The organism is Acinetobacter sp. ANC 4779, assembly GCF_004331055.1.
GTDB lineage: Bacteria > Pseudomonadota > Gammaproteobacteria > Pseudomonadales > Moraxellaceae > Acinetobacter.
In genome coordinates, this window is record NZ_SJNU01000003.1 from 187,212 (window position 1) to 213,298 (window position 26,087).

General features: G+C 39.5%; 24 protein-coding genes and 2 pseudogenes. 16 read left to right on the top strand and 10 right to left on the bottom strand.

The genetic code is table 11. The features are described 5' to 3' along the window. The first annotated feature begins 305 nt into the window (after positions 1–305). From clpB to E0H80_RS05590, 4 genes are all read left to right on the top strand, one after another. A complete protein-coding gene (clpB, locus tag E0H80_RS05575; RefSeq protein WP_131363904.1) occupies positions 306–2,888 on the top strand; it encodes an ATP-dependent chaperone ClpB in 2,583 nt (860 codons plus the stop codon). Between the two features lie 212 nt (positions 2,889–3,100). Continuing rightward, positions 3,101–3,922 carry a hypothetical protein gene (locus E0H80_RS05580; RefSeq protein ID WP_131363906.1) on the top strand — a complete coding sequence of 274 codons (822 nt, stop codon included), beginning with the start codon at positions 3,101–3,103 and terminating at the stop codon, positions 3,920–3,922. Between the two features lie 2 nt (positions 3,923–3,924). After that, on the top strand, positions 3,925–5,469 hold the full coding sequence (locus tag E0H80_RS05585) for a GH3 family domain-containing protein (RefSeq protein ID WP_131363908.1): 1,545 nt from the start codon (positions 3,925–3,927) through the stop codon (positions 5,467–5,469). 20 nt (positions 5,470–5,489) lie between these two features. Continuing rightward, positions 5,490–6,659, top strand: a complete 1,170-nt coding sequence (locus E0H80_RS05590) for a GNAT family protein (protein ID WP_131363910.1) — start codon at positions 5,490–5,492, stop codon at positions 6,657–6,659. A 546-nt stretch (positions 6,660–7,205) separates the two neighbouring features. Here E0H80_RS05590 and rlmKL read toward each other — a convergent pair. Then, positions 7,206–9,410 (bottom strand): bifunctional 23S rRNA (guanine(2069)-N(7))-methyltransferase RlmK/23S rRNA (guanine(2445)-N(2))-methyltransferase RlmL, encoded by a 2,205-nt coding sequence (gene rlmKL, locus E0H80_RS05595; RefSeq protein ID WP_131363912.1) that lies wholly within the window; start codon positions 9,408–9,410, stop codon positions 7,206–7,208. A 232-nt stretch (positions 9,411–9,642) separates the two neighbouring features. On the opposite strand from rlmKL, the gene E0H80_RS05600 reads away from it, so the two are divergent. From E0H80_RS05600 to E0H80_RS05625, 6 genes are all read left to right on the top strand, one after another. Then, positions 9,643–9,993: a hypothetical protein gene (locus tag E0H80_RS05600; RefSeq protein WP_131363914.1), complete on the top strand. Its 351-nt coding sequence runs from the start codon at positions 9,643–9,645 to the stop codon at positions 9,991–9,993. Positions 9,994–10,225: 232 nt separating this feature from the next. Then, positions 10,226–11,242 (top strand): aspartate carbamoyltransferase catalytic subunit, encoded by a 1,017-nt coding sequence (locus E0H80_RS05605; protein WP_131363916.1) that lies wholly within the window; start codon positions 10,226–10,228, stop codon positions 11,240–11,242. A gap of 9 nt (positions 11,243–11,251) precedes the next feature. Further along, a complete protein-coding gene (locus E0H80_RS05610) occupies positions 11,252–12,487 on the top strand; it encodes a dihydroorotase (RefSeq protein ID WP_131363918.1) in 1,236 nt (411 codons plus the stop codon). Positions 12,488–12,652: 165 nt separating this feature from the next. Continuing rightward, entirely contained in the window at positions 12,653–14,125 is a 1,473-nt protein-coding gene (locus tag E0H80_RS05615; protein ID WP_131363920.1) for an OmpA family protein, read from the top strand. A gap of 84 nt (positions 14,126–14,209) precedes the next feature. Beyond that, complete coding sequence (locus E0H80_RS05620) at positions 14,210–14,989, top strand: Rossmann-like and DUF2520 domain-containing protein (RefSeq protein ID WP_131363922.1); 780 nt, start codon at positions 14,210–14,212, stop codon at positions 14,987–14,989. 54 nt (positions 14,990–15,043) lie between these two features. After that, complete coding sequence (locus tag E0H80_RS05625; protein WP_131363924.1) at positions 15,044–15,718, top strand: class I SAM-dependent methyltransferase; 675 nt, start codon at positions 15,044–15,046, stop codon at positions 15,716–15,718. 60 nt (positions 15,719–15,778) lie between these two features. Here E0H80_RS05625 and trmB read toward each other — a convergent pair whose 3' ends face one another. The 3 genes from trmB to E0H80_RS05640 form a co-directional block, all read right to left on the bottom strand. Further along, positions 15,779–16,495 (bottom strand): tRNA (guanosine(46)-N7)-methyltransferase TrmB, encoded by a 717-nt coding sequence (gene trmB / locus E0H80_RS05630; protein WP_067864278.1) that lies wholly within the window; start codon positions 16,493–16,495, stop codon positions 15,779–15,781. Positions 16,496–16,733: 238 nt separating this feature from the next. Further along, complete coding sequence (locus tag E0H80_RS05635) at positions 16,734–17,162, bottom strand: EamA family transporter (protein ID WP_067864275.1); 429 nt, start codon at positions 17,160–17,162, stop codon at positions 16,734–16,736. Between the two features lie 96 nt (positions 17,163–17,258). Then, positions 17,259–18,707: a SulP family inorganic anion transporter gene (locus tag E0H80_RS05640; protein WP_131364051.1), complete on the bottom strand. Its 1,449-nt coding sequence runs from the start codon at positions 18,705–18,707 to the stop codon at positions 17,259–17,261. Between the two features lie 219 nt (positions 18,708–18,926). Between E0H80_RS05640 and E0H80_RS05645 the strand changes: the two genes are divergently transcribed. The 3 genes and pseudogenes from E0H80_RS05645 to E0H80_RS16795 form a co-directional block, all read left to right on the top strand. Further along, positions 18,927–19,538 (top strand): glutathione binding-like protein, encoded by a 612-nt coding sequence (locus tag E0H80_RS05645; RefSeq protein ID WP_131363927.1) that lies wholly within the window; start codon positions 18,927–18,929, stop codon positions 19,536–19,538. An 88-nt stretch (positions 19,539–19,626) separates the two neighbouring features. Beyond that, positions 19,627–19,725, top strand: a pseudogene (locus tag E0H80_RS16790) (NADPH quinone reductase MdaB); the annotation flags it as partial. A 133-nt stretch (positions 19,726–19,858) separates the two neighbouring features. After that, positions 19,859–20,071 (top strand): annotated as a pseudogene (locus E0H80_RS16795) (putative quinol monooxygenase); the annotation flags it as partial. A 55-nt stretch (positions 20,072–20,126) separates the two neighbouring features. On the opposite strand, the gene E0H80_RS05655 reads toward E0H80_RS16795, so the two are convergent. The 5 genes from E0H80_RS05655 to E0H80_RS05675 form a co-directional block, all read right to left on the bottom strand. After that, positions 20,127–20,912, bottom strand: a complete 786-nt coding sequence (locus E0H80_RS05655) for a thiazole synthase (protein ID WP_131363929.1) — start codon at positions 20,910–20,912, stop codon at positions 20,127–20,129. A gap of 12 nt (positions 20,913–20,924) precedes the next feature. Then, positions 20,925–21,122: a sulfur carrier protein ThiS gene (thiS, locus tag E0H80_RS05660; RefSeq protein WP_067864265.1), complete on the bottom strand. Its 198-nt coding sequence runs from the start codon at positions 21,120–21,122 to the stop codon at positions 20,925–20,927. A gap of 19 nt (positions 21,123–21,141) precedes the next feature. Beyond that, complete coding sequence (locus tag E0H80_RS05665) at positions 21,142–21,507, bottom strand: DUF423 domain-containing protein (protein ID WP_131363931.1); 366 nt, start codon at positions 21,505–21,507, stop codon at positions 21,142–21,144. Between the two features lie 148 nt (positions 21,508–21,655). After that, entirely contained in the window at positions 21,656–22,525 is an 870-nt protein-coding gene (gene rpoH / locus E0H80_RS05670; protein ID WP_067864260.1) for an RNA polymerase sigma factor RpoH, read from the bottom strand. 139 nt (positions 22,526–22,664) lie between these two features. After that, positions 22,665–22,898: a sulfurtransferase TusA family protein gene (locus tag E0H80_RS05675; RefSeq protein WP_131363933.1), complete on the bottom strand. Its 234-nt coding sequence runs from the start codon at positions 22,896–22,898 to the stop codon at positions 22,665–22,667. A gap of 381 nt (positions 22,899–23,279) precedes the next feature. Here E0H80_RS05675 and E0H80_RS05680 point away from each other — a divergent pair, with 381 nt between their 5' ends. Then, on the top strand, positions 23,280–23,492 hold the full coding sequence (locus E0H80_RS05680; RefSeq protein ID WP_004648643.1) for a cold-shock protein: 213 nt from the start codon (positions 23,280–23,282) through the stop codon (positions 23,490–23,492). A 98-nt stretch (positions 23,493–23,590) separates the two neighbouring features. Continuing rightward, the gene (rhlB, locus tag E0H80_RS05685; RefSeq protein ID WP_131363935.1) at positions 23,591–24,742 is read left to right on the top strand and encodes an ATP-dependent RNA helicase RhlB; all 1,152 of its coding nucleotides are present in this window, start codon (positions 23,591–23,593) and stop codon (positions 24,740–24,742) included. Between the two features lie 117 nt (positions 24,743–24,859). On the opposite strand, the gene E0H80_RS05690 is transcribed toward rhlB, so the two are convergent. Continuing rightward, the gene (locus E0H80_RS05690) at positions 24,860–25,240 is read right to left on the bottom strand and encodes a hypothetical protein (RefSeq protein ID WP_131363937.1); all 381 of its coding nucleotides are present in this window, start codon (positions 25,238–25,240) and stop codon (positions 24,860–24,862) included. A 225-nt stretch (positions 25,241–25,465) separates the two neighbouring features. Here E0H80_RS05690 and E0H80_RS05695 point away from each other — a divergent pair, with 225 nt between their 5' ends. Continuing rightward, positions 25,466–26,041, top strand: a complete 576-nt coding sequence (locus E0H80_RS05695) for a nitroreductase (RefSeq protein ID WP_131363939.1) — start codon at positions 25,466–25,468, stop codon at positions 26,039–26,041. Positions 26,042–26,087 lie beyond the last annotated feature (46 nt).

Here is a 26,087-nt window from a genome sequence, read left to right on the forward strand (position 1 = left end):
CTTCGTCTATATACTATAAATAAATATATAATTTTTTCAAAATTCTCAACTGCAAATATTGAGTTTTCAACTGGGTGAATCCAACATCGTGATGAAATATGTTCTAAATAGAATTTGATACAGAAGATATTAAATTAAGCTTGAAAAAATTGAGCTAAATCCCCATATTAAAACTCAGTTTCATATTTTATTTTTATTTCTTTAGTCTTTGAAAATTAAAATATTTTTTAATAAATTGTGTTGAAAAATATCAAACCATTCCCATCTATTGTCCAAGTACAAAATTTGTTGTGAGGAAAATAAGAATGCGTTTTGAAAAATTTACAAATCGGCTGCAGCAAGCTTTATCAGATGCTCAATCTTTAGCCATGGGTAAAGACAATACCTCAATCGAAGGTATTCATATTTTATCCGTGCTATTGCAAGAGCCTGCCAATATAAGCTTGTTACAACAGGCCGGGGCAAATCTGCGCGATCTTCAGACCACGCTACAACAAGCATTGAATGATGCAGCGACCATTGCTAATCCAACCGGAGATATCAATCTTAATCCTGAAGCGGTACGCGCCCTAAATTTGGCAGACAGCTATGCACAAAAAGCCGGAGATGAATTTTTATCGACCGACTGGGTATTGCTTAGTTTAGCTGAAACTGGTGCAACTAAAACTTTACTGAATCGTGTAGGCGTAACCTCCGAAGGTTTACGTAAAGCAATTGAGAATATTCGAGGTGGTGAACAAGTCATGAGTAATAACCACGAAGATCAGCGTGATTCACTGAATAAATACACCATTGATTTAACTGAACGTGCGATGTCCGGCAAGCTCGATCCAGTGATTGGACGTGATGAAGAAATTCGTCGCACAATTCAGGTACTTTCACGTCGTACTAAAAATAATCCGGTATTGATTGGCGAACCGGGAGTAGGTAAAACTGCGATTGTCGAAGGTTTGGCACAACGGATCGTCAATGGTGAAGTCCCTGAAGGCTTAAAAAGTAAACGGGTTTTATCTTTAGATTTGGGTTCATTGCTGGCAGGCGCGAAATATCGTGGCGAGTTTGAAGAGCGTTTAAAAGCGGTTCTGAAAGATCTGGCCAAGTATGAAGGGGAAGTCATTCTCTTTATTGATGAATTGCATACCCTTGTCGGTGCCGGTAAGGGTGAGGGTGCCATGGATGCAGGCAATATGCTGAAACCTGCATTGGCACGTGGTGAACTGCATTGTGTCGGTGCAACCACTCTAGATGAATATCGTCAATTCATCGAAAAAGATGCTGCGCTAGAACGCCGTTTCCAGAAAGTCTTGGTAGATGAGCCAAGTGTTGAAGATACCATTGCAATTTTACGTGGACTGAAAGAGAAATATGCAACGCATCATGGTGTACAGATTCTGGATTCAGCCATTATTGCTGCTGCAAAAATGTCGCACCGATATATTACCGATCGTCAATTACCGGATAAAGCCATTGATTTGATTGATGAAGCAGCTTCACGAATCAAAATGGAAATTGACTCAAAACCCGAGCCACTTGACCGTTTGGACCGTCGTTTAATCCAGTTGAAAATGCAACTGGAAGCGGTAAAACAGGATGCAGATTCAGTCAGTAAAGCTGAAGTATCACATTTGGAAAAACAAATCGAAGAAGTGCAGCGTGAATATAGCGATTTGGAAGAACAATGGATCGCTGAGAAAAGATTGGTTGAAGGTACCAATCAGGCACAAGTTGAGCTGGATAAAGCGCGTACCGCATTTGAAAAAGCACAACGTGAAGGTGACTTGGCGGAAGCCAGCCGTCTGCAATATGGAGTGATTCCAGAATTGCAAAAACGTCTGGAAACCGAAGAAGTTGCCGAAGAAAACAATGAAGAACCGAAGTTAATCCGTACCAAAGTGACTGAGAATGAAATTGCAGAAGTGGTGAGTGCGGCAACCGGTATTCCAGTGGCGAAAATGTTGCAAGGCGAACGTGAAAAACTGCTTCAAATGGAAGATTTCTTACATAACCGTGTAATTGGACAAGATGAAGCGGTAGTTGCAGTGTCGAATGCGGTACGCCGTTCACGTGCAGGATTGTCTGATCCGAATCGTCCAAGCGGTTCATTCATGTTCCTGGGCCCAACAGGAGTGGGTAAAACTGAATTGACCAAAGCCTTGGCAAACTTCCTGTTCGACAGTGATGATGCCATGGTTCGTATCGACATGAGTGAATTCATGGAGAAACATTCTGTCAGCCGTTTGGTCGGTGCACCTCCAGGATATGTTGGCTATGAAGAAGGTGGTGTATTAACTGAAGCGGTGCGTCGTAAACCTTATAGTGTCGTGTTGTTTGATGAAGTCGAAAAAGCGCATCCGGATGTGTTTAACATCTTGCTGCAAGTGCTTGATGATGGACGCTTGACTGACTCTCAAGGCCGTGTGGTCGATTTTAAAAATACCGTTATAGTCATGACCTCTAACTTGGGTTCGCAGGATGTGCGTGAATTAGGTGAAAATGCAACCGATGATGAAGTCCGCACAGTGGTGATGGAAGCCGTATCACAACACTTCCGTCCAGAATTCATTAACCGTATTGATGAGCTGGTGGTATTCCATTCACTGAAAAAAGCACAAATTCGCGGTATTGCAGATATTCAGCTGAATCGTTTGCGTTCTCGTTTAAGTGAAAAAGACATGCGTCTTTCTGTCGATGATAGTGCGTTTGATCAATTGATCGATGCTGGTTTTGATCCTGTATATGGTGCTCGACCATTGAAACGTGCAATTCAACAGCGAGTTGAAAATTCATTGGCTCAAAAAATCTTAAGCGGAGAGTTTCTACCTGGCGATACGATTTTGATTAAAGCTGAGAATGGTCATCTTGAGTTTGAAAAAATGAAATTAAGTTAAGTATTTGATTAAACCAAAAGATAAAAAAACCTGGCCTTGGCTGGGTTTTTTATTTTACGCTTGTCGCATTTTTTGTTTTTATACGTAAAGCTGATTGCAATTTATTAATCGATGGTTAAAATTGCATCCGAATCTACAACTTGGATGTGTAGATCAGTGCCATAAAAAAACAAAAAATGCCGCCGTGCAGCGTGCGAAAAGGAATAAAAAGTATGATGGAATTTAAACTTTTACGACAATTGAAAAAAGAGCCGTATAGTCAGTATAAACATACGGGCGATGTGACGGTTCAAGAACTCAAGCGTATGTATGATATTTATCAAAAATATTATGCCAACACCCGTTATGAAATTTTTGAACATGATTTCTTAGAAAAAACAGGTGTTTTCTTTATTATCGAACCTAAAAACAAACAAATCGTCGGCTTTTCTACAGTTATGGAACGTGATTTCGTGGTCAATGGTAAAGCTCGCCATGCTTTTTTTAGCGGTGACACTATTATTGAGCAGGCTTATTGGGGAAATCGGGCGTTAACGCGTGCCATGTACCGTTATATCGTCAGTTTTAAAATGCGCTACCCACTTACGCCGATTTACTGGATCTTGATTTCTAAAGGCTTTAAAACCTATTTATTGCTCGCAAATAACTATTACAGTTATTATCCGCACTATGGGGAAAAAAATTCGCATTTACAAGATTATGTCGATTCCTATTGCCGACAATATTTTGCCGAATATTATGATAAATCCTCGGGATTGCTGAATTTCGGTGAAGATTATCAGCCTTTGAAAGCAGATGTTGCACCGATTACCAAAGAATTGCGCGAGAAAAATACCAAAATTGCGTTCTTTGAAGATAAAAATCCGACATGGGTGGAAGGGACAGAATTACCCTGTATCGGTGAATTACGCTGGAGTGATTTATACCGCTTTATTAGCCGCTTTATGACCAAAAATATGAGTGTTGGCAAAGTAGACAGCCAAATACAACAAAAGCGTCCATTACATATTGCTTCGGATTCTAAGGTGGCGTAACCATGGGATTGCTGCTCTCAGCTTCACATCAAATACTGGAATTCGCCTGCCGTAAAGCATTTCAACGTTATCGGCAGCAAGCGAATGATTTAGAAGGGGTGCAACGTCAAAAGTTGAATCTGTTCTTAAAGCAGCATACTTCGCAAAGTTTGAGTTATGAACAATTTATTAAAAAATATCCACTTACCCGTTATAGCCATTGGAAGGAAAAAATTGAACAGTCTCGCCAAAGTGGCAAAAACTGTTTAGGATCGGGGAAAATTATTCGCTTTCAACCCACCAGTGGCTCAAGTGAAGCACTGAAATTTATTCCCTATACGCAAAGTTTTTTAAATGAATTAGATGAAGCTATTGGTTTATGGCTAACGAATTTATATCGTGAATATCCACAATTAAAAAATTCAACCCATTATTGGTCGGTGTCATGGTTGCCGGAAAGCCAGCGTAAACTTTTAGAAAACAGTAATCTCAATGATGACAGTGCATTACTCAATGTTTCAAAACGGTTTTTGAGTAAAATTACTCAATCTGTCCCAACCGACATTGCCCTGGCCAAATCAGCAGAAGATGCCATGTTTGCAACCGCCGTGTTTTTGGTTGCAGATAAAAATCTAGGTATGATTTCAGTGTGGAGTCCGACTTTTGCACTGCAATTATTGGACGTAATTGAACAGAATCAAAATGAAATTGTGGAAGTGCTGAGAACAGGGCAATGGAAACGTCACAGTCTGGATTATTTAAAAGCACCACAATCTTCAGAGCAAAGTTATAAATTACAACGTTTAGATTTAACAGACCCCACTGCCTGGAAAAACCTTTGGTCTAAATTGACCTTAATTTCCAGTTGGGATACAGCAAGTGCTGAACGCTGGGCCAAAAATTTACAAGATCGTGTGGCGAATGTTGCTTTTGAGGGTAAGGGCTTATGGGCAACAGAAGGCGTAGTCACAATTCCTTTCAATAATTGTTATCCGCTCAGCTATCAGTCACACTTTTACGAATTTTTGAATTTAGAAAGTGGTCAAATCTTACCTTCATGGGGGCTTAAAGCGGGTGATATTGTAAGTCCTGTTATTACTACGGGTTCTGGACTGATCCGGTATGTGATTGATGATGAACTTGAAGTGACCTGTTTTTATGAGAAAATTCCATGCTTTTTGTTTTTGGGGCGAAAAATGACGGTCGATTTAGTCGGGGAGAAAATTGATCAGATAACCGCACAAAAAGTATTAGCCACATTTCAACAAGACGATTATGTTCCAGTAAGTTTGTTAGGGATTGAGTTTTGTGAGATTAAAAAGCCTCACTATATTTTATTAAGTGAAGGTAATTTATCTAAGCAACCTTCAGCAGTAGAATTAGATGAATTATTAAAAGAAAATTTTCATTATGAATTGGCTCGAAATTTAGGTCAGTTAGATGAACCTGAGGTGAAACATGTAGATGATGCTTGGCATTATTATAAAACCTTAGCAATGCATAATGGAATGATCGAAGGGAATATTAAACCTGAACCTCTGAAAAAAATGAAAACAAAAATAATTTAAGTATATTTGAGTAAAACTATATGAGCTTAAACGTATTGTATGCACAAGATGACAATGACAACCAAATTTATCGCTCCAAAAATGAACCGGATTTTCTAGTACGTTCCGCAACTGTAGCAGATGACGAGCAACTGGTTCAATTGATTGCGGAAACCATGCCAAGCAATGGTATGACTTGGGCTTTTGAGCGCTCTCCAAGTTATCTCAGTGCCAGTCATGCCCAGTATAATTGTCCAGATATCAAGTTGGTGGTGCTGGAGGAAAATCCGGCACAAGTAGTGGGGATGATGAATCTAGGTTGGCGCTACTGTTTTATCAATGGTCAAGCAGAGATATTACGTTATGTTGCGGATTTGCGCATGCATCCGATGCACCGCGGTAATAAAGTCCTACGTCTACTGATGGACTATGTCTATGACGAAATTCCCTTGGATACTATTTTTGAAAGTGTGGTTTTAGAAGATAACACTGTCGCATGCAATATTTTGCACAATGAGCGTAAAGGCTTTCCCAAACCGTTTCATTATGATGATATTCGTACCTTTACGGTGTCACAAGCGAAAAAACCAGCGCAATTTGCACAGTATCGTTTTCAGCAAATGGATGCGAGCCATATAAGCGAAGCCAATGCATTTATCTTGACGATGAAACAGCATTATAATTTTTTACCAAATTATGATTTTTCAGGTTTGGCGGAATCGAATCATCCTTTTTGGTTGGGCATGAATATCAATGATTTTTATCTTATGTATGACCAGAATAATCAAATTGTCGGTTTGTATGGTTTGTGGAATCAAAAAACTTTTAAACAAACCCGTGTTGTCGATTACTCTTTGCCCTTAAAATTTATTAAGCCTTTTTATAATATCTATGCTGGCATTCGAGGGGTTTTGTCTTTACCGAAAAAAAATGATGCCTTTGAATATTTGATGATTCATAGTGCTTTATGTCATCCCGAGCAACAAGATGTATTTGCCAGTCTGATTTTTCATGCTAAGCAACAGACTAAACTGCGTCGTAAACAAGCCTTTTGTATTACTTTGGCAAATAATGACCCACGTATTCATTGGATGAACAATACCAGCGCTCATGTGATTCAAGCCAAGCATTATTTTCATAGTTTTAAAGCTAATCCCTATACGATCTTAGATCGTAATAAAATTAGTTATTTTGAGGTAGGACGTATTTAATTAGTATTTGGTATGACCCAATCATGCAATGTGATTGGGAGTAGCAAGTTGTTTGAAAAAATTATATTAATTTTCATTTTTAAGTTATATTTTTTTTCGCAAAATAAGTAAGCCTAATTTAGGCCAAGAGTATGCTAAAGTGAACTTTGTTCATCAATTGCAAAGTTTCATCTCATTGATTATAAATTTCCAGAAAAATGAGTGATTCCAAGCATCTTGATGTTGAAAGCGTTTAACGTGTACTTAATAGTATTAAGCAATCGGTAGATAAGCTAAAAAAGAAAGTAAAATTTTAACTGATCAAAACAATCAACATATTCAAAAGCAGAATATTGAAGAAACGGCATTAACGGATTATGAGATGCAGAAGAAAAAAGCGGCTGAAAAATGAATGTTGAATGAAAAGCAAGCCAGTAACCATTCGCTTGTTTGAGAGAGCAAATCAATCAGATAATTTGCGAATGAATTATTATGATGGGATTACCATTGAGATGAAACGCTAAATCGCGCTCCATCTCAATTGATATTATTTCATGCCAGGCGTCATTAGATTGGGTGGTGCTTAATTATCCAGGCTTTATGGATTTTGGTATTGCGCTTGAAATCTGGCCCAATGGTTTCACTGGTAATATCTTGCACATCAAACATGGCTTGAACTTCTTCATCCATCTCAAAACCACGGTAGTTATTCGAGAAGTACAAAGTGCCTTCAGTGGTTAAACGGTTCATGGCACGTTTAAGCAAAGAGTTGTGGTCACGTTGTACGTCGAAAGTGCCGTAGAATTTTTTCGAATTTGAGAAGGTGGGCGGATCAATAAAGATCAGGTCATATTGTTCATGACCTTCTTTTAACCATTCAAAACAGTCACTCGAGAAGAACTGATGTTGTTGATCTGGATGATCTACCGTCAAGCCATTAAGGACAAAGTTTTCTTTAGACCAATTCAAATAGGTATTGGATAAATCGACACTTGTAGTACTTGCTGCGCCACCTAAAGCTGCATGAACACTGGCAGTAGAGGTGTAACTGTACAAGTTTAAGAAGTGTTTACCTTTTGCTTCCGCAGCAATACGTAGACGCATTTGGCGATGATCGAGGAATAAACCGGTATCTAGATAATCGGTCAAGTTGATTAGAAGTTTGGCTTTGCCTTCTTGAACGATAAAACGCTTAGAAGCAGTACTTTGTTTTTCGTACTGAGTTTTACCTTCCTGACGGGCACGTGTTTTAATAAAAATCGCATCGCGACCTAAACCAGTCACTGCACGAATAGAAGCCAATGCAAGATTAAAGCGTTTTTTTGCTTTTTCAGGATCAATGGTTTTTGGTGGTGCATATTCTTGCACATGCAGACGATCACCATATAGATCTACTGCGACATTAAAGTCAGGTAAATCTGCATCGTACAAACGCAAGCAATAAATATTTTCTTTAACCGCCCATTTTTTCAAGGCTTGAATATTTTTTTGCAAACGGTTGGTAAAGTCCTCAGCACCCTCAATTGGCTCAAATTGTTGCGGTTGCCAAGTCGCCAGGAAAGGCTGGCTTGCAGCTGCAGGTTTGATCGTACCGAAACGTACATAAATAGGAAGCTTACCATTCATCAAACGCAAGATCTGCGGATCATTGAACGCGAGTACATCGGCCTGCTCAACTTGTGCAGCAATCACTGCAGCATATTGATTCGGGAAGTTCTTTTGCAAAAGACCTGATAAGCCTAAATACAAAGCACGGTTTGATGATTTTTCACCCAAACGCTCACCATAGGGTGGGTTGGTAACGATAAATGAAGTTTTTCCTTCAGCTTGGAAATCTGGCCAATCTGCAAGGGTACGTTCTTCAATTTTGATTTGATCGAGTATCGATTCAAAGCCGGCTGCAATAATATTTTGCTTGGTGGCTTTTACAGCCTCCCAGTCAGCATCATAGGCATAAAACTGAGGGAGTTGTTTTTCTAATCCTGCTTGATGGCGTTCAGCTGCTTCAGCTTTAATCGACATCCATAAATCATGGTCATGGCCATTCCAGCCACTGAAACCAAAGCGGCGGACTAAACCTGGTGCACGATCGGTCAGCATCATGAGAGATTCAATGATGAATGTCCCTGAACCACACATTGGATCTAAAATAATGTCAGGATTTCGTTCGATTAATTTAGCTTTCTGCAGAATTGCTGCTGCAAGATTTTCTTTAATTGGGGCATCGGTCATGAAATGACGATAGCCGCGTTTATGTAAAGAGTCACCTGATAAATCTAGGCAATATGTATGCTGAGTTTTACCAGCAAGTACGTATAAAGTAATTTCAGGTTGTTTAATGTCGATGCTTGGGCGTTTGCCTACCGCTTCCATGAAGGAATCGACCACACCATCTTTTACACGTAGAGTCGCGAACTGAGTATTTACTTTGATGTCACGTTCGACATGTAAACGAATGGCAAATGTACTTTGTGTAGCAAAAATAAGTGACCAGTCAAAGTTCATTGCACCTTCGTACAATTCTTCAGCCACATCACGTGCATCATGCGTGAAGTCCAATTCATGCGTATGAATAGGCGTCAGTACACGAGAAGCTAAACGTGACCACAAACAAATACGGTATGCATTTTCTAGCGTGCCTTGAAAAACTAAACGTCCTGGAAAGCGTTCAATATTTTGAACACCTAAACCTTCCAATTCTTCTTGGAGTAAGGTTTCAAGCCCATCTGCACAGGTGACCCAGTATGTAGAAAGACGTAGTTTCGAATTCATGCAAATTTTCCAAAAGCAGCTAAGCAATCTATTATTTTAACGTATTTTAGTCCTGAAAAGTTTTTAAATTAGGGCAAAGCCTAAGCTTGATAGGGGAAATATATGATTTTTATCTATTAAGCTTACATAACTGGTATGTATTTTGCTGATAACCCTGCTTATTGGTTATAAGTCACGTGATGCTGACCCTAACTGCTATTTGTAATCATTTTTGATTTTAAAGGGGTACTGAATGGAAGATACAACTAGAAATATTTTTTTGAACCGCTCTGAAGCTTTTTCTGTTGCGACACTGTTGTATACCCGATTAAGGCGTGTGAGTGGGCGGGTAATAGATGTTATGTATCTGGTAAAAAATCAAGCTTACGCCAAATATGTGATTGATCTTGCTTTGGCTGTGGATGATTACGAGTTGCAGCGACAAGCAGAGCGTCTACGTTCCTTAATGGTCTTCGATGCTGAACCTCATCAAATTCAAATTGAGATTAAGGAAGAAATTACAGAAATTTATGAAACGGAATTAACAGAAGAAGAAATTTATAAAGCACAAGTATCCCATCACTATATTGGTGCATTACGTTGATTTTTTAGGCTCTAAATATTGCTTTGATTTAGAGCCTGACTTTAACAAATGATCCCTAAATTAAACCTCGTAAATAAGGTGTCGGGATAGATAAATGGGTAAAACTAATCCCTTACTTTTAATTAATAAATTGACATGACACGTAAATAGTCACTGAATGCTGAAAACTTCAACTGCCAACCACGGGGGAATATCTGTATAATAGTTCAACTTAACTGAACGGGAATCTCTCATGCACTTGGCGGCATTGCATACTCCGAGCCAGATTCAACTCAATCAACAGGGTAATCTCAAACATTTCTTGACCATTGACGGTCTTTCTAAAGAAACCCTGACCAAAATTCTTGATACAGCCAATTCCTTTTTTAATGATCAAAATCAATTGATCACGACGCCTTTATTAGAAGGCCGTACAGTGATGAATTTGTTCTTTGAAAACTCGACCCGTACGCGTACCACTTTTGAAGCAGCGGCAAAACGCTTGTCAGCCAATGTACTGAATATTGATATTGCACGCTCAAGTACTTCAAAAGGTGAAACATTACGAGATACCTTGTGGAATCTTGAAGCCATGGCAGCGGATATTTTCGTGGTTCGTCATTCATCTTCAGGGGCAGCACATTTTATTGCCCAAACCGTTTGCCCGGATGTTGCAATTATTAATGCCGGTGATGGTCGTCATGCGCATCCGACTCAAGCCATGCTGGATATGTTAACTATTCGCCGTGAAACTAAAAAGCCATTCGAAGCTTTAAGTGTGGCCATTATTGGTGATATCAAACATTCGCGTGTAGCCCGTTCTGATGTGGCGGCATTGCAAACTTTAGGCTGTAAAGACATTCGTGTGATTGCACCGAATACCTTGCTGCCATATGGCTTTGAAGAATATGGCGAAGATGTTCGTATGTTCAATAACATGGAAGCCGGAATTAAAGATTGCGACGTGATTATTACTTTACGTATTCAAAATGAACGTATTGATTCTCCAGCGCTGGCGTCACAAGCTGAATTTTACAAGATGTATGGTTTGAACAAAGAGCGTTTGGCGATGGCGAAACCTGATTGCATCGTGATGCATCCGGGGCCAATGAACCGTGGGGTCGAAATTGATTCCAGTATTGCTGATGGTCCGCAAGCGGTCATTTTGCATCAGGTGACCAATGGTATTGCGGTGCGAATGGCAGTATTGGCACTGTCTATGCAAGGTCAGTTGCAAGAAAAAGGTTTAATTGAAGCGATTGCGGGATAAGGTAAAGTCATGAGTATTGTAAAAATTGAAAATGTCCGTGTCTTAGACCCCATTCAAAAAACGGATAGCGTACAAACGGTATTTATCGAAAACGGAAAACTGGTTGCGGAAACGGATCAGATTAGTGAAAGCATTGATGGTCAAGGTCAATGGCTGATGCCAACCATGGTCGATTTGTGTGCACGTTTACGTGAGCCCGGTCAGCAACAACACGGTACTTTGAAATCTGAAGGAAAAGCCGCGCGTGAAAACGGTATTTTACATGTCTTTACTCCGCCAGACTCAAAACCAATCGTACAAGACAATGGTGCACTGATTCATGGCTTGGTTGAAAAAGCCATGCTGGATGGCGGTATTTATCTGCAAGTGATTGGTGCGCAAACTCAGGGCTTACAAGGCAGACAACCTGCAAATATGGCAGGTTTGAAAAAAGGCGGTTGTACTGCTGTTTCGAATGCTAATGCACCGTTTGCGGATGATGATGTGGTGATTCGTACCCTTGAATATGCTGCAGGTCTAGGCATGACGGTGGTGTTCTATGCAGAGGAACATCAAATTGCCAAAGACGGTTGTGCACATGAAGGCTTTATTGCTTCACGCCAGGGTTTGCCGATGATTCCGGCATTGGCTGAAACTGTTGCGATTGCTAAATATTTGCTTATCATCGAAGCAACCAAAGTGCGTGCACATTTCGGATTGTTATCTTGTGGGGCATCTGTGGAATTGATCAAGATTGCAAAAGATAAGGGCTTGCCTGTCACTGCTGACGTGGCGATGCATCAACTGCATTTAACCGAAAGCTTAACTGACGGTTTTAATTCTTTGGCACATGTACGCCCGCCATTACGGGCTGAAAAGGATAAATTGCTACTCCGTCAGGGTGTAAAAGATGGCGTGATTGATGCGATTTGTACCCACCATGAACCGCTTAGCAGCTCTGCAAAATTAGCACCATTTGCGGAAACACAACCGGGTATAACGGCTTTTGATACTTATGTGGCGTTTGGTATTCAGTTAATCAATGAAGGACTGTTCGAGCCTTTAGAATGGGTGGAAAAAGTCACCTTGGCTCCGGCAAAAGTGGCGAATATGGTGGATCGCTGGACTGAAGAATCAGGTTGGGCCTTGGTTGATCCTAAACTTGAATGGATGGTTGCTAAAGATTCCATTCTTTCGCAAGGTAAAAATACACCGCTTATTAATCAAAAAGTAGTGGGTAAAGTGGTTCGAACTTTTGTGGCTTAATTGATTTAATATTTTTTTTATAATTTATAAAAGTCAGCTTCGGCTGACTTTTTTATTGTTGAAAAAAATAAGAGTATTCAAATAATACAATTAATTACACTGTCTGAGAAATGAGCAGATAAAATAAAAATACATATGATAAGACTAAAATAAAAGGAATAATGGATGAATATTAATTTGATTGATTTATTGAAGCAGAAAGTATCTGCAATTGTTCTTGAAGGTGAAACGGAATATCTAAGCGAGAAAAGTCAAGCATTAAGTAATTTTTTCCCTATTCTATTGGCAATTTTCAAATCTAAACCAGAACTTATTGGAAATTTGCAGAGTCAATTAAATCCGAGATTGACCGATCTGTTTGAAACAAATCCCAATTTAAAGCGGGACTTTTTAGAACAGATTTCCGGCACAGTTCCAACTGGCGCAATTGAATCTACCTTAAATCGCTCAATTGCTCCAACACTTGGCTTTTTAGAAAATGAAGCCGGTTCCTCTGAACCAAGTGCGATTGCACATCTTATCGAGACGCACTGGCCTGCTGTATCGAGTGCTTTGCCACATTGGGCACCAGTGCTTTTAAGTGCTTTAGGCGTAGGACTTGCCTCTGAACATTCCTTACATCAGGCCCCTGAAACACATGTGGTGGTAGAAGAAAAAAAGAAATCGAGTTTTTTATTGCCGCTGATTGGTTTTATTATTTTGGCTGTACTACTTGCCTTAATGTTTAGGGCTTGTTCTGATAGAAAGGAAACTGAGTCTGTCGGTGTGCCTGCACAGACTGCCACCAGTGAGCCAGCAAAATTACAACTCAGCACGGGTTCGACAGGAGATTTAACGACATGTCAGTTATATTCTGGCAATGCGAGTTATCTCGATATTCTGCAGAAAGAAATTAAACAAATTTTTAATCACAATATTGGTTGTGGTGTAGAAACAAATGTAAGTTACCATACCGAATTTATTGACCAAGATGCTATTCCAAGTGTATTGAAATTGGTTAAAGGGGTTCCAAATGCATCCATAATCTGGATGGGAGATCAGCTTTCTATTCAGACTGCCAATCCGACTGATGCAGAGCAATTGGCGACTAAAATTAAGCCACTGGTTAAAAACATGACAGTAATGACGCAAGCAACGACTGCTTCTACACCGGTTGATACCAGTACCGCAATTAGTGAAGGTAATATCAATGCGGAAAAAGCTTTGGCGGAAATTAATCCAGATCACATTCGCGCCTTAGATATTGCAACAGCACTAAATATGCAAATTATCAATTTTGATACAGCAAGTAGCACTATTCCTGATGCCAATAAATCAATTTTAGATCAAGCAGCTGCGCTGATTAAACGTGCATCACAAGTGCATTTAACGGTTAAAGGTCATACCGATGCTGTGGGGGATGCTGCAGCAAATAAAGCATTATCACAAAAACGAGCACAAGCCGTTGTCGATTACCTGGTGCAACAAGGTGTTGATCCAGCTCAGTTACAGGCAGTCGGTTATGGTTCGGAACAGCCTATAGCGGATAATGCAACGCCTGAAGGTCAATTTAAAAATCGCCGTATTGAGTTTGAAGTGTTAAATACCGAAACAGGTGTAGTTCGTGAAGTCGATGAGCAAGGGATTAATAAACAGTAAATAATGAGCACTAACTAAAAGGACGAATTGATTCGTCCTTTTTTTATTGGCATGCTGTAGTGAATTATAAAACGTGAACATATTATGCGTATTAGTTTTATTGGCGCTGGACGCGTTGCACATCATTTGGCTCGTGTTTTAAGCCAGCATCATCAAATCATGCAAATCTATAGCCGCAGTCTTGAGCCTGCACAAACTTTAGCTGCACAAGTCGGTGCAACTGCAACGGTGCACATCTCCGAAATAAATCCTAAAATTGATTTGGTGATCATTGCGGTGAGTGATCAGGCGATTGCGTCCCTTATTGCAGAGGCTGATCAATACTTAGCAGATGTTTTGATTGTGCATACTTCAGGCAGTACCGATATTGAAGTTTTGGCAAAAGTTCATGCACGTGCTGGAGTTTTTTATCCTTTACAGACCTTTAGTCTGGATCGGGAAATTACTTGGGCCGATACGCCATTATTTATAGAAGCTAAGTTTGAAAAGGATCTGGTTTTATTAAGCCAAGTGGCCAATCAATTGAGTAGTCGCGTTTATCAATACACATCGGCACAGCGCTTAAGCTTGCATTTGGCTGCAGTGTTTGCCTGTAATTTTAGCAATTATTGTTATGACATGGCGAAGCAGATTGTTGATGCACAGCAGGTAGATTTCTCATTGCTTTATCCACTGATATTAGAAACAACCCATAAAGCTGTACAGCATGATCCTAAACAGATGCAGACGGGACCTGCAATGCGAGGGGATCAAAATATCTTGAATATGCATCAACAGATGTTACAAGATGCAAATCGGGATGATTTGAAAAATATTTATAGTTTGATGAGCCAGCAGATTTTGCAATCGCATCAGCAAAAATAATCGTTTAAAATTAATTCAATATACTTGAAGAATGAATAAAATAAGGATGTATTTATGGCAAAGGATTTTAATAGCCAATATGTAGTCGATGGTTATGATGAACATATCCGTAAATTAATTCCCGGCTATGGAGTAGTACATCAACAAATTCAAGCCTTGTTAAAGACCTATGCTGATGAATATGCACATGTGCTAATTGTAGGTTGTGGTACCGGTTATGAACTGGGTCATCTGGTACGATTGTTTCCCAACTGGACGTTTACTGCAACAGAGTTATCAGCCGCTATGCTGGATAAAGCCAAACAGCATATCCATTCTTTAAATGCATCGCATCGGGTGGAGTTTGTATTGGGAGATGTAGACCGGTTAAAAACAGGTCAAAGATACGATGCGGCGCTTTCTATTCTGGTCACGCATTTTGTAGATTATTCAGATAAGCCCAAGTTCTTTAAAGCCATTTACTCACGTTTAAAACATCAAGGACTATTCATTACTTTTGATTTGACCCGAATCAAATCCGATCAGGAGCTGGAAATACTGAAATATATCGGTGAAGCAAATGGCTTAACGACTTCGCAAGCTGCTGCAATGATTGATCGTTTGGAAGATGATTTTTATCCATTGTCGGAGCAAGAAACATTTGAACAATTGAAATTGAGTGGATTTGATTCGGTAGAACGCTTTACCCAAATTTTATCCTATCAAGGTTATCTGGCGATAAAAGCTTAAAGTCTAGGCATAAAAATGGCTCATATTTATATGAGCCATTTTTTTAAATCTTTACTCAGTTCATTTAATTTTCTTGAACAGGAAGTCATTAATGGTATGACCTTCCTCAATCCCGCGACGTTCAAACTTGGTTTGTGGACGCCAGTCAGGGCGAGGGTAGCTGTTGCCTTTACCCGCCATATTTTCAAGATTTGGACGGTTATCTAATACATCCAACATCCATTCTGCATAAGGTACCCAATCTGTAGCCGAGTGGAAGGTACCGCCCATTTCCAGTTTTTGCTCAACCAGCGGCATACGGTCATGCGATACGAAACGACGTTTGAAATGACGTTTCTTTTGCCAAGGATCGGGGAAATAAAGCTGTACTGCATTAATGCTGTTGTCCGGCATTTCCCGAAGTACTTGAATCGCATCGGCATCGAGTAAACGCAGATTGGTTACGCCCGCCATGCCGGCTTCATATACACATTGTGCGATACCGGGAACATGCACTTCAATACCGACATAGTTACGTTCAGGATTGGCTTTTGCCATAAGCACCAGCGAACGGCCCATACCAAAACCAATCTCAACTGTTAAAGGGTGTTCTGGATGTTCAAAGTGCTGACGTAAATCACCCACCGGATATTCCAAAATTAGGTGACCATATTGTTCAAGCGCAGTACGTTGAGAGGTATTCAGCGGAGATGAACGACGCATAAAAGTAACAATTTCGCGATGTTCATTCAAGTTGTCCAGCTCGACGACTTGCGGGTCTAATTGATCGTTCGACATAACTTTGGCAAATGTAAAAAATTCGAATGCGGTATTTTAAGTCCTGAGCCTAACAAGTCAAACATTTTCATTTTTAAGCAGCAATAAAGACAGCAGAGCCATATGGCTATTGCGCCTTTATTTATCGTAATAAGGACAAGGTATAAGGATTTCTGATGGAGAAAAATAAGTTGACTAAATGAATAGTGATGATTGTTGGGTAAAAGAAAGGCTTGAACTATATGGAATAGAGTGATGATTATTTTAAGGCAATGGTCAGTACGCCAAGCGCAATCAGGACGATACCCAAGTATTCTTGTAGGCTGGGTCGTTCACCTAAAAAAAGCACAGCAAATAGGGTCACTAAAACCACACTGAGTTTATCAATCGGTGCCACTTGTGAGGCTTGACCGATTTGTAGGGCGCGAAAATAACACAGCCAAGATGCGCCAGTCGCTAAAGCCGACAAGGTTAAAAACAACCAGGTTTTGCCTGAAAGCAACAGGGGATTCTGCCATTTGCCTAATCCCCACACCATTAAACTTAAGACAAAGACAATAATAACGGTACGAATCAGAGTAGCCAAATCAGAATCGACCTGTCGCAAACCTACTTTAGCAAAAATAGCGGTTAAGGCCGCGAAACAGGCAGATAAGATTGCCCACATAAACCAGTGATTCGTGTTCATAATACTGCCTATAATTTTTTTAGTTTTGGGCTGCCATCATATTGGAAATTTAGGAACGGATAGCAGCCATGATCGCACTGTTATTTTAATCAAAAGTTAAAGCGGATTATAGCGATCAATTAATGTATTGCTGGCTTCATTCAGACCGCTAACTTCAACTTCAATATTTTGAGCTTTAAATTTCTGTACCACATTGTTCAGCATATTGACGGAAGTAATATCCCAAATATGAGCATGGGTTAAGTCAATCTCAACTTTAAGAACATCTTCATTAAAGTTAAAAAACTGGAAGAATTTTTCTGAACTACTAAAGAAAATTTGTCCTGAAATCGTATAATGACGTGTTGATTCATTGAGTAATACTGAGCTGACTTTTACTTCACTTTCAAGCTTATTGATGATGAACAGTGCAGACAGCAGCACACCAATCAAAACCCCTAATGCAAGATTATGGGTGGCCAATACCACAATAACGACAGCGATCATTACTACATTAAATGAAGCAGGATGCTTGCGGAACTGTTTGATAGAGCCCCATTGAAAGGTGGTAAAAGACACCATAATCATAATTGCAACCAGAGCCGCCATCGGAATGTAGGCTAGCCAGTCTTTAAGAAACACCACTAAGCACAGTAAAAACACACCTGCAACTAGGGTGGATAAACGCGTTCGTGCACCTGATGATGCGTTAATGATGGATTGACCAATCATGGCGCAACCCGCCATGCCGCCCATAAAACCGCTGACGATATTGGCATAACCTTGACCACGGCATTCCTGATGACGGTCGCCTTCAGTGTCGGTAACTTCATTCACAACAGTCGTGGTCATCATGGTTTCTAATAAACCGACTGTAGCTAAAGTGATGGAGTAGGGAAAAATAATGGCTAAAGTTTCAAAGTTCAGTGGAATTTTTGGAATCAGGAAAATAGGAAGCGTATCGGGGAACTTTCCCAAATCACTTACGGTACGCATATCGCCGCCGAGTAATAAAGCTAAAATACTCAGTACCACGATGCAGATTAAAGGTGAGGGAATTGCTTTTCCAATTTTCGGAATATAGGGAAAAAGATAAATCACCGCCAGACCTAGGCCTACAAATAAATAGCCTAAGCTATCCATCTTGCTTAATTCGGGCAGTTGAGCCACAAAGATTAAGATTGCCAACGCATTTAAAAAACCATACACCACGGACTGCGAAACAAAGCGCATCAGCTTGGCGACTTTAAAATAACCTGCAATCACTTGAATGATGCCGGTCAAAATGGTTGCTGCCAGTAAATACTGCAAACCGTGATCTTTGACCAAGGTAATCATCAGCAAAGCCATCGCGCCGGTAGCCGCCGAAATCATTGCCGTACGACCGCCAAAGAAAGCAATAGTAACGGCTATACAAAATGAAGCATATAGACCGACTTGTGGGTCAACACCTGCAATGGCTGAAAAGGCAATTGACTCGGGAATCAGTGCTAAACCCACCACCAGTCCAGCTAATATATCGGTGCGGATATTGGAAAACCATTCTTCTTTTTTAAGGCTAATCACTAGGTTAATTTTCATCAAACTTTAAAGCTGGGTATGTTAAAACAGTTTTATAGAAAAAAGCACATCAGATTGACTTGAAAAATACTGCATTTTAGACAATATTCAAAAGGTAAGGGTTTTTTACGCATTGATGCTTTTTTGCAATTTACAGGTACGATCACTTGAAAGTTTGTTAGAAGAGATTTAAAACAGTTAATAGTTAAATAACAAGGATCAGATATGAAGCTTTATTACGCCCCGGGCGCGTGTTCTCTAGCATCACATATTATTTTAAATGAAATTAATGTCGATTTTGATTTAGAGCGTGTCAATTTAAAAACACATACAACAGAAAAAGGTGCTGATTATTACGCAATTAATCCCAAGGGCTATGTTCCGGCTTTAGAAATTAATCCAGGCTTGATTCTGACTGAAAATGTGGCAATTTTACCGTTTCTTGCCCAACATGATCCCAAACAAGATTTAATTCCGCCGTCTGGTTTGGGCCGTGCCAAAGTTCTAGAATGGTTGGGTTACTTAAACTCTGAATTACATGATGCTTATGCGGTATTTTTCGGTGCGCCTTTGTCAGATGAAGCGAAAGAAAAAGCCTATGCAGAAATTGATCGTTTGCTTACCTATATTGAAAAAACCATTGGCGAATCAGACAACGACTATTTGGTTGATGATAATTTTGGTCCCGCAGATGCCTATCTCTTTGTATTAACAAACTGGTCGAATGGTATTGGGCATGACCTTACGCCGTATAAGCATATTGTTGCCTTGCGGAATAAAGTGGCTGAACGCCAGTCGGTACAAATCGCGATGCGTGATGAAGGTCTAATTCCTTAATTATTTGCATTAATTTTAAAAAGCACCTGAGGGTGCTTTTTCTTTGAGCTTGAAATTGTGAAATGTTGAATAATTAGAGAATTTTTAAAGTCTAAATACCTTCATCGTAAATGATGTGATTAAAATGCCGAATGTAACTCAATATGAAAATAAATATCGCCAGCATCTGATGGATGTTTTTGCCTAATGGATGGTTTTTTAAGGAATAAACTATGTTGATTGTTATCGCGGATATTCAGCTTCGCTCAGGTGCCCAACATCGTGAAAACGTGTTAAATACATTTGGTAAAATAACAGCTGTGGTTTAGCAAGAAGATGGGTGTTACAGCTATGAATTAATGATAGATCATGAATCGGATGCTAATGATCAGACTAAAATACCTTATACAATTACGATAGTGGAACAGTGGAACAGTGTGGAACATTTGAATGCACATTTACACACACTGCCTATGCGAGCTTATCAAAAGCAAGTTAAAGATGACGTACTTGAGGTTAAAATCCAGATTTTGCAAAAGGGTTTAAGTCGTTAATTACATGATTGAAGTATAAAAAAGGACTCAAAAGAGTCCTTTTTAAGCTTTAACTTTATTTAAAGAAATAACCTGTTTCAGGCGAGCTGGCATTGGCCATACGTTTGCGTGGCATGCGACCCGCTAAAAATGCTTCGCGACCGGCTTCGACTGCTTTTTTCATTGCAGATGCCATCAAGATCGGGTTTTGTGCAGCAGCAATCGCGGTATTCATCAGTACGCCGTCACAACCCAATTCCATTGCGATAGCAGCATCACTCGCTGTACCTACACCAGCATCGACCAACACAGGAACTTTGGCATTTTCCTTAATAATGGAAATGGTATGCGGATTTAAAATGCCTAAACCTGAACCAATCAGGCTGCCTAAAGGCATAATCGCGACACATCCCATACTCTCTAACTCTTGCGCTACAATTGGATCATCCGAGGTATAGACCATAATTTCAAAGCCATCGTCAATTAAGGTACGGGCAGCTTTTAAAGTTTCGGTAATATTGGGATATAGCGTTTTCTCATCACCCAATACTTCTAGTTTAACCAGATTGTGACCATCCAGCAGTTCACGGGCCAGCATACAGGTGCGGATCGCACTGTCGGAATCAAAACAGCCGGCAGTGTTGGGTAGGATGGTATATTTTTCTGGTAATATCACAGAAAGTAAATTCGGCTGATCAGGATGCTGACCAATATTTACACGGCGAATTGCGACCGTAACAATCTCTGCACCACTGGCTTGAATGGCTAAATCAGTTTCAGTTAAATCTTTATATTTACCTGTACCGACCAATAAGCGTGAATTAAATGTACGAGAACCAATTATAAGCGGGGTATCTTCCATGGGAGCTCCGAATTAGCCGCCACCGACGGCATGAATAATTTCGATATGATCTTCAGCGCAAATGGGGGTTTGTGCCAATTTGTTTTTGGAAATGATCATTTCATTCTGTTCTACAGCAAAGCGTTTGCCTTCCAAGGCTAATTCTTGAACCAATTCTAATAAATTAGTACATAAGGTATTTTTTGATTCGCCATTTAAATAAATATGCATAGTGATTTTCCCTATTTCCTTACCTTGCGTATTTCAATGCATTCCACGCCAGTACCAGCCAACCTGCAATCATTAAAGCACCACCAAAAGGTGTAATCGCACCTAATACCCGGGGTAAACCTAGGGCCATTAGATAGAGTGAGCCACAGAAAAATAAAATACCGACTTGAATCAGGATGAAACTGGCTTTAACAGGCAATTGAGGAATAACTTTACTGAGAATGGCAAGTGCTAACAGCCCCAGGGCATGATAGAAAAAATAATCAGTTGCGGTATGCCACCAAGTCAATTGGACTTCGCTTGCATGTGCTTTTAAGCCATGCGCGCCAAATGCACCCAGCATGACAGCAAATGCCAAGTTAAGGGCTGAAATTGCAATCCACATAAGCAATGATCACCTGAGTAAATTTGCGCCTAACTTAGCATATTTTAGTGTTTACACAAAAGGCCAAATGCGACAATACAAATGTTTAAATATGAAAAAAAGGGCACGCAGCCCTTTCTTTAAAAACGAATAAAATAAGTCCAATAGCTTAATTAGAAGACATGGCGACTTTAATTTTTTCCATGGCATTTTTTTCTAACTGGCGAATACGTTCCGCAGAGACATTATATTCAGCCGCCAATTCATGCAGTGTTGATTTTTCATCATCTAGCCAGCGACGTTGCAAAATGTTCCGCGAACGATCGTCAAGCAGATCCATTGCACTATGCAGGGCAGAAGTACTTTGTTGCTCGTAATCCTCTTCTTCAGCTAAACGTGCTGGATCGTAACGATTATCTTCTAAATATAAAGCCGGTGCTACATGAGTGGAACCTTCATCATCGTCATCACCCTGAGCTTCAAATGCTGCATCGTAAGCTGTTAAACGACCTTCCATTTCCAAGACTTGTTCAGCTGTAACATTTAAGTCATGGGCAATCGATCTTGCTTCCTCAAGGGTCAGCTTCTTAGTCGATTTTTTTAAGCTACGTAAGTTAAAGAACAGTTTACGTTGTGCTTTAGTGGTCGCAATTTTAACAATACGCCAGTTACGAATCACATATTCATGAATTTCAGCTTTAATCCAGTGCACGGCAAAAGAGACCAAACGTACACCCATAGTCGGGTCAAAACGTTTAACCGCTTTCATTAGACCTAAGTTTCCTTCTTGAATCAGGTCACCTTGTGGTAGACCATAGCCAGCATAACTACGAGCAATATGGACGACAAAACGCAAATGCGACATGACCAGCATTTTTGCGGCATCTAAATCTTGGTCGTAATAATAGCGTTCGGCCAACTCTTTTTCCTGTTCAGCCGTTAAAATAGGAATCTGATTGACAGTACTAATATAAGCACCGAGATTTACCCCTGGCGCCGATAATGACAGGGGCATCAATTGCTTGCTGCTGTCACTCATGTGTTCTCCTTAAAGGATTGGGTGGCATAACCAACTTAAATTTTATCTTAATCCAATATTTTTCTGAATTAAGGGATATTGGGTAGAGAAATGTAATTTTTTATGCAAATTTGAAAAGCTCTAGTTTAAATGAAAATAATTAAGATTCAATTAAGTAGTGATATTCAAAATCAGTTATTTTTGTCATATTGCACTTCAATTGATGTATTTGGCAATAACGTAGTACATCTTGCTGACTGTGCGGATCTGAAGATTTCAATAAAAAATGATGGTGTGATTCGTTCTTGATTGCTCGCTTAAGCATCAATAATGGCATAGGGCAAGGTTTACCCATCGCATCTATAATCATCGCTGAATTGGCTCGCTCATGCATCTCATTAAATTTCTGATAAAACGTTCTCAAATATTAGCAAATTTGATGCCAAAGCTAAATGAAATTATATAATTTCAACAGAAAAACTACTTATATAAATACGGAAATAATTAGTAAAATAAAACTCGATCAAACGGAAAATTATTCAAAAAAAACAGTATGAATTGTTATAAACCCATGATAAGCTCGTTGCGTATTCAAATTAATGACACACTTAAATTTGTCTTAAAATTGAATGCAGTAATGGATGTAACCGGGATTTTGTTAATAGTAATACAGAATGATTACAAGCTTAGAAATAATAAATATTTTTAAACCTTGTTTACTCTGCTGTTTGCAACACCGGGTGGTCCTTCTATTAAATACAATGAGGATTAACTTATGACAGCTCGTGAACAAGGCGTAGTTAAATGGTTCAACGACACTAAAGGCTTCGGCTTTATTCAACGTAACGGCGGCGATGACGTATTCGTTCATTTCCGCGCTATCCAAGGTGACGGTCACCGTTCACTTCGTGATGGCCAGCGTGTTGAATTCAGCGTAGTTAAAGGTCAAAAAGGCTTCCAAGCTGAAGAAGTACAACCTTTAGACTAATCGCCTGATTATTCATGAGAACGCCCCAATGTAATTTGGGGCGTTTTTGTTTATAATAGGCTATAATTTTCCTGATTATTAAGTTAGAGCACATTTATATGTCATCTGGTTTTGAAACCTTAAATTTACATCCGAAACTTAAACAAGCGATTGATGCTTTAGGTTTCACAGAAATGACACCGATTCAGGAAAAGGTTTTAAAATTTACTTTGGCTGGACATGATGCCATTGGTCGTGCACAGACAGGAACGGGGAAGACAGCCGCTTTCCTTATTAGTGTGATTAATGACTTGTTAAATAATCCGATTAAAGAACAACGTTTTCGTGGTGAAGCACGTGCGCTCATTCTTGCTCCAACCCGTGAGTTAGCTTTACAAATTGAAAGTGATGCTAAAGACTTAACCAAATTTACCGATTTGCATGTGGTTACCTTGTTGGGTGGTGTTGATTTTGATAAGCAAAAAGCACAACTCGATAAACAGTTTGTCGATATTATTGTGGCAACACCAGGTCGTTTAATTGACTTTGTTGAACAAAAAGAAGTTTGGCTGGATCAAATCGAATTTTTAGTGATTGATGAGGCAGACCGTTTACTGGATATGGGATTCATTCCATCTGTAAAACGAATTGTGCGTTATTCACCGCGTAAAGAACAACGTCAAACGCTTATGTTCTCTGCAACCTTTAGCTATGATGTTTTAAATTTGGCACAACAATGGTTGTTTGAACCAGTGACTGTTGAGATTGAGCCAGAAAAGAAAACCAATGCAGATGTTGAGCAACGCGTTTACATGGTTGCAAAAACAGATAAATATAAATTGTTGCAAGAAATTTTACGCGATGAACCGATTGAAAAAGTGATGATTTTTGCCAATCGTCGTGACCAGGTGCGTAAACTGTATGATCATTTAAAAAGAGATGGTTATAAGGTTGTGATGTTGTCAGGTGAAATTGCACAAGACAAGCGTACCAAAATGCTCGATCAGTTTAAAAATGGCCAACATAATATTATGATTGCAACCGATGTTGCGGGTCGTGGTATTCATGTGGATGGTGTTTCACATGTTATAAACTTTACTTTGCCTGAACAATCAGATGATTATGTTCATCGTATTGGTCGTACCGGTCGTGCGGGTGCACAAGGTGTCAGTATTAGTTTCCTGTCTGAAGATGATGCGTTCTACCTTCCAGAAATTGAAAAAGCCATTGGTCAAAAACTACCTTTAACCCGGATGGAAGGTTATTGTTAATTTGCTATTAAATAAAATGTTAAATAAAAAGCCGCTTGTTTAAAGCGGCTTTTTATTATGTTACTCAAAATATCATTATCTGCTGGATATGATGAAATACAATGGTTTTCTAAGAATTTAGTTTGCTCGGCAAGTAAATGTTAGGACTGTTTGGTAGTCGTCATCACGAGCTAGGCTGGCACTTTTTCCTGCTAAAGCACCCAGAACACTGGTTGCAGCTTGAATCATTTGTCCTGTTTTATCATCAACAACGCCTTTTAAAGCACCGTTGTATTCAGTTTTTTCATCCATCACGACTGGAGTGGCTTTTTTGCCGCAAGCATTGTTGGCAGCCGTAATCGCATTATTTTTAGAAATGAGATTACTCTTACCTACACCGGTCACTTCATATTGGTTATTTTGTTTTTGAATGGCTAATGATGTGGTTGGATTAGATGCACATGCGGTTAAGGCAAGAGCAATCGCTACTGTGGAAGAGAGCGCAAAAACTTTATTCATCTTTTTCCCCTGATTTGTTTTAAAAAGAATAAAAACATTTGAGCATAACTTTTTGGATGTATTTTGAAAGACTTGTATCAAATATGCAGTTTTATATGGTGCCAGTGTGACTGCTAAATAGACAAGGATAGAATGAGGGAAGGGTATTGGCTAATTGCTCTAGAGTATCTGAATAAGAATATGCTAATCTTGATGAAATATTTTAGTACACAGATATAGAAGTTAATGACTGATTCAGCAGTAGATATGGTTCATTTGAATATTCATCAACGTCAGTCGATTGGCCATTTAGTCGAGCCTGCACCGAATGTAGCACAGTTGGAAAAAGCTTTTCAAGCGGCACTTACTGCACCGGATCATCACCGTTTAAAGCCAACTCGCTTTGTGATTATTTCTGGTGATCAACGTGAAGCTTTTGGTGAGTTGCTGTCTAAAGCTTTGGCAGATTTGGGTGAAACTGATCCGGTTCAGTTGGAACGTGTCAAAAACCATCCATTTCGTGCGCCACTTTTGGTTCTGGCCTTAACCCAGTTTCAGCCTCATCCAAAAGTTCCCAATTTTGAACAAACCTTAAGTACCGGGGCGGCAATACAAAATTTCTTGTTGTCATTACAAGTTCAGGGTTTTTCAAGTATGTGGCGCAGTGGTGCCGTGATTGAATCGAATTTATTTAAACAGGCTTTAGGGCTTGCAGAAGATGATTTAATTTCTGGAATTATTTATATTGGAACGGCAGCAAAAGTAATTCCTGCACGTGCAGAAATAAATACACAAAATTATGTGAGTTATTGGAATAAATAACTTTATAGAATACTGAGTCATTAAATACTGAGTCATTAAATACTGA

Excerpts from the sequence above, each read along its gene's own strand:
- clpB (WP_131363904.1), top strand. The coding sequence starts at position 306 with ATGCGTTTTGAAAAATTTACAAATCGGCTGCAGCAAGCTTTATCAGAT.
- E0H80_RS05580 (WP_131363906.1), top strand. The coding sequence starts at position 3,101 with ATGATGGAATTTAAACTTTTACGACAATTGAAAAAAGAGCCGTATAGT.
- E0H80_RS05585 (WP_131363908.1), top strand. The coding sequence starts at position 3,925 with ATGGGATTGCTGCTCTCAGCTTCACATCAAATACTGGAATTCGCCTGC.
- E0H80_RS05590 (WP_131363910.1), top strand. The coding sequence starts at position 5,490 with ATGAGCTTAAACGTATTGTATGCACAAGATGACAATGACAACCAAATT.
- rlmKL (WP_131363912.1), bottom strand. The coding sequence starts at position 9,410 with ATGAATTCGAAACTACGTCTTTCTACATACTGGGTCACCTGTGCAGAT.
- E0H80_RS05600 (WP_131363914.1), top strand. The coding sequence starts at position 9,643 with ATGGAAGATACAACTAGAAATATTTTTTTGAACCGCTCTGAAGCTTTT.
- E0H80_RS05605 (WP_131363916.1), top strand. The coding sequence starts at position 10,226 with ATGCACTTGGCGGCATTGCATACTCCGAGCCAGATTCAACTCAATCAA.
- E0H80_RS05610 (WP_131363918.1), top strand. The coding sequence starts at position 11,252 with ATGAGTATTGTAAAAATTGAAAATGTCCGTGTCTTAGACCCCATTCAA.
- E0H80_RS05615 (WP_131363920.1), top strand. The coding sequence starts at position 12,653 with ATGAATATTAATTTGATTGATTTATTGAAGCAGAAAGTATCTGCAATT.
- E0H80_RS05620 (WP_131363922.1), top strand. The coding sequence starts at position 14,210 with ATGCGTATTAGTTTTATTGGCGCTGGACGCGTTGCACATCATTTGGCT.
- E0H80_RS05625 (WP_131363924.1), top strand. The coding sequence starts at position 15,044 with ATGGCAAAGGATTTTAATAGCCAATATGTAGTCGATGGTTATGATGAA.
- trmB (WP_067864278.1), bottom strand. The coding sequence starts at position 16,495 with ATGTCGAACGATCAATTAGACCCGCAAGTCGTCGAGCTGGACAACTTG.
- E0H80_RS05635 (WP_067864275.1), bottom strand. The coding sequence starts at position 17,162 with ATGAACACGAATCACTGGTTTATGTGGGCAATCTTATCTGCCTGTTTC.
- E0H80_RS05645 (WP_131363927.1), top strand. The coding sequence starts at position 18,927 with ATGAAGCTTTATTACGCCCCGGGCGCGTGTTCTCTAGCATCACATATT.
- E0H80_RS05655 (WP_131363929.1), bottom strand. The coding sequence starts at position 20,912 with ATGGAAGATACCCCGCTTATAATTGGTTCTCGTACATTTAATTCACGC.
- thiS (WP_067864265.1), bottom strand. The coding sequence starts at position 21,122 with ATGCATATTTATTTAAATGGCGAATCAAAAAATACCTTATGTACTAAT.
- E0H80_RS05665 (WP_131363931.1), bottom strand. The coding sequence starts at position 21,507 with ATGTGGATTGCAATTTCAGCCCTTAACTTGGCATTTGCTGTCATGCTG.
- rpoH (WP_067864260.1), bottom strand. The coding sequence starts at position 22,525 with ATGAGTGACAGCAGCAAGCAATTGATGCCCCTGTCATTATCGGCGCCA.
- E0H80_RS05675 (WP_131363933.1), bottom strand. The coding sequence starts at position 22,898 with ATGCATGAGCGAGCCAATTCAGCGATGATTATAGATGCGATGGGTAAA.
- E0H80_RS05680 (WP_004648643.1), top strand. The coding sequence starts at position 23,280 with ATGACAGCTCGTGAACAAGGCGTAGTTAAATGGTTCAACGACACTAAA.
- rhlB (WP_131363935.1), top strand. The coding sequence starts at position 23,591 with ATGTCATCTGGTTTTGAAACCTTAAATTTACATCCGAAACTTAAACAA.
- E0H80_RS05690 (WP_131363937.1), bottom strand. The coding sequence starts at position 25,240 with ATGAATAAAGTTTTTGCGCTCTCTTCCACAGTAGCGATTGCTCTTGCC.
- E0H80_RS05695 (WP_131363939.1), top strand. The coding sequence starts at position 25,466 with ATGACTGATTCAGCAGTAGATATGGTTCATTTGAATATTCATCAACGT.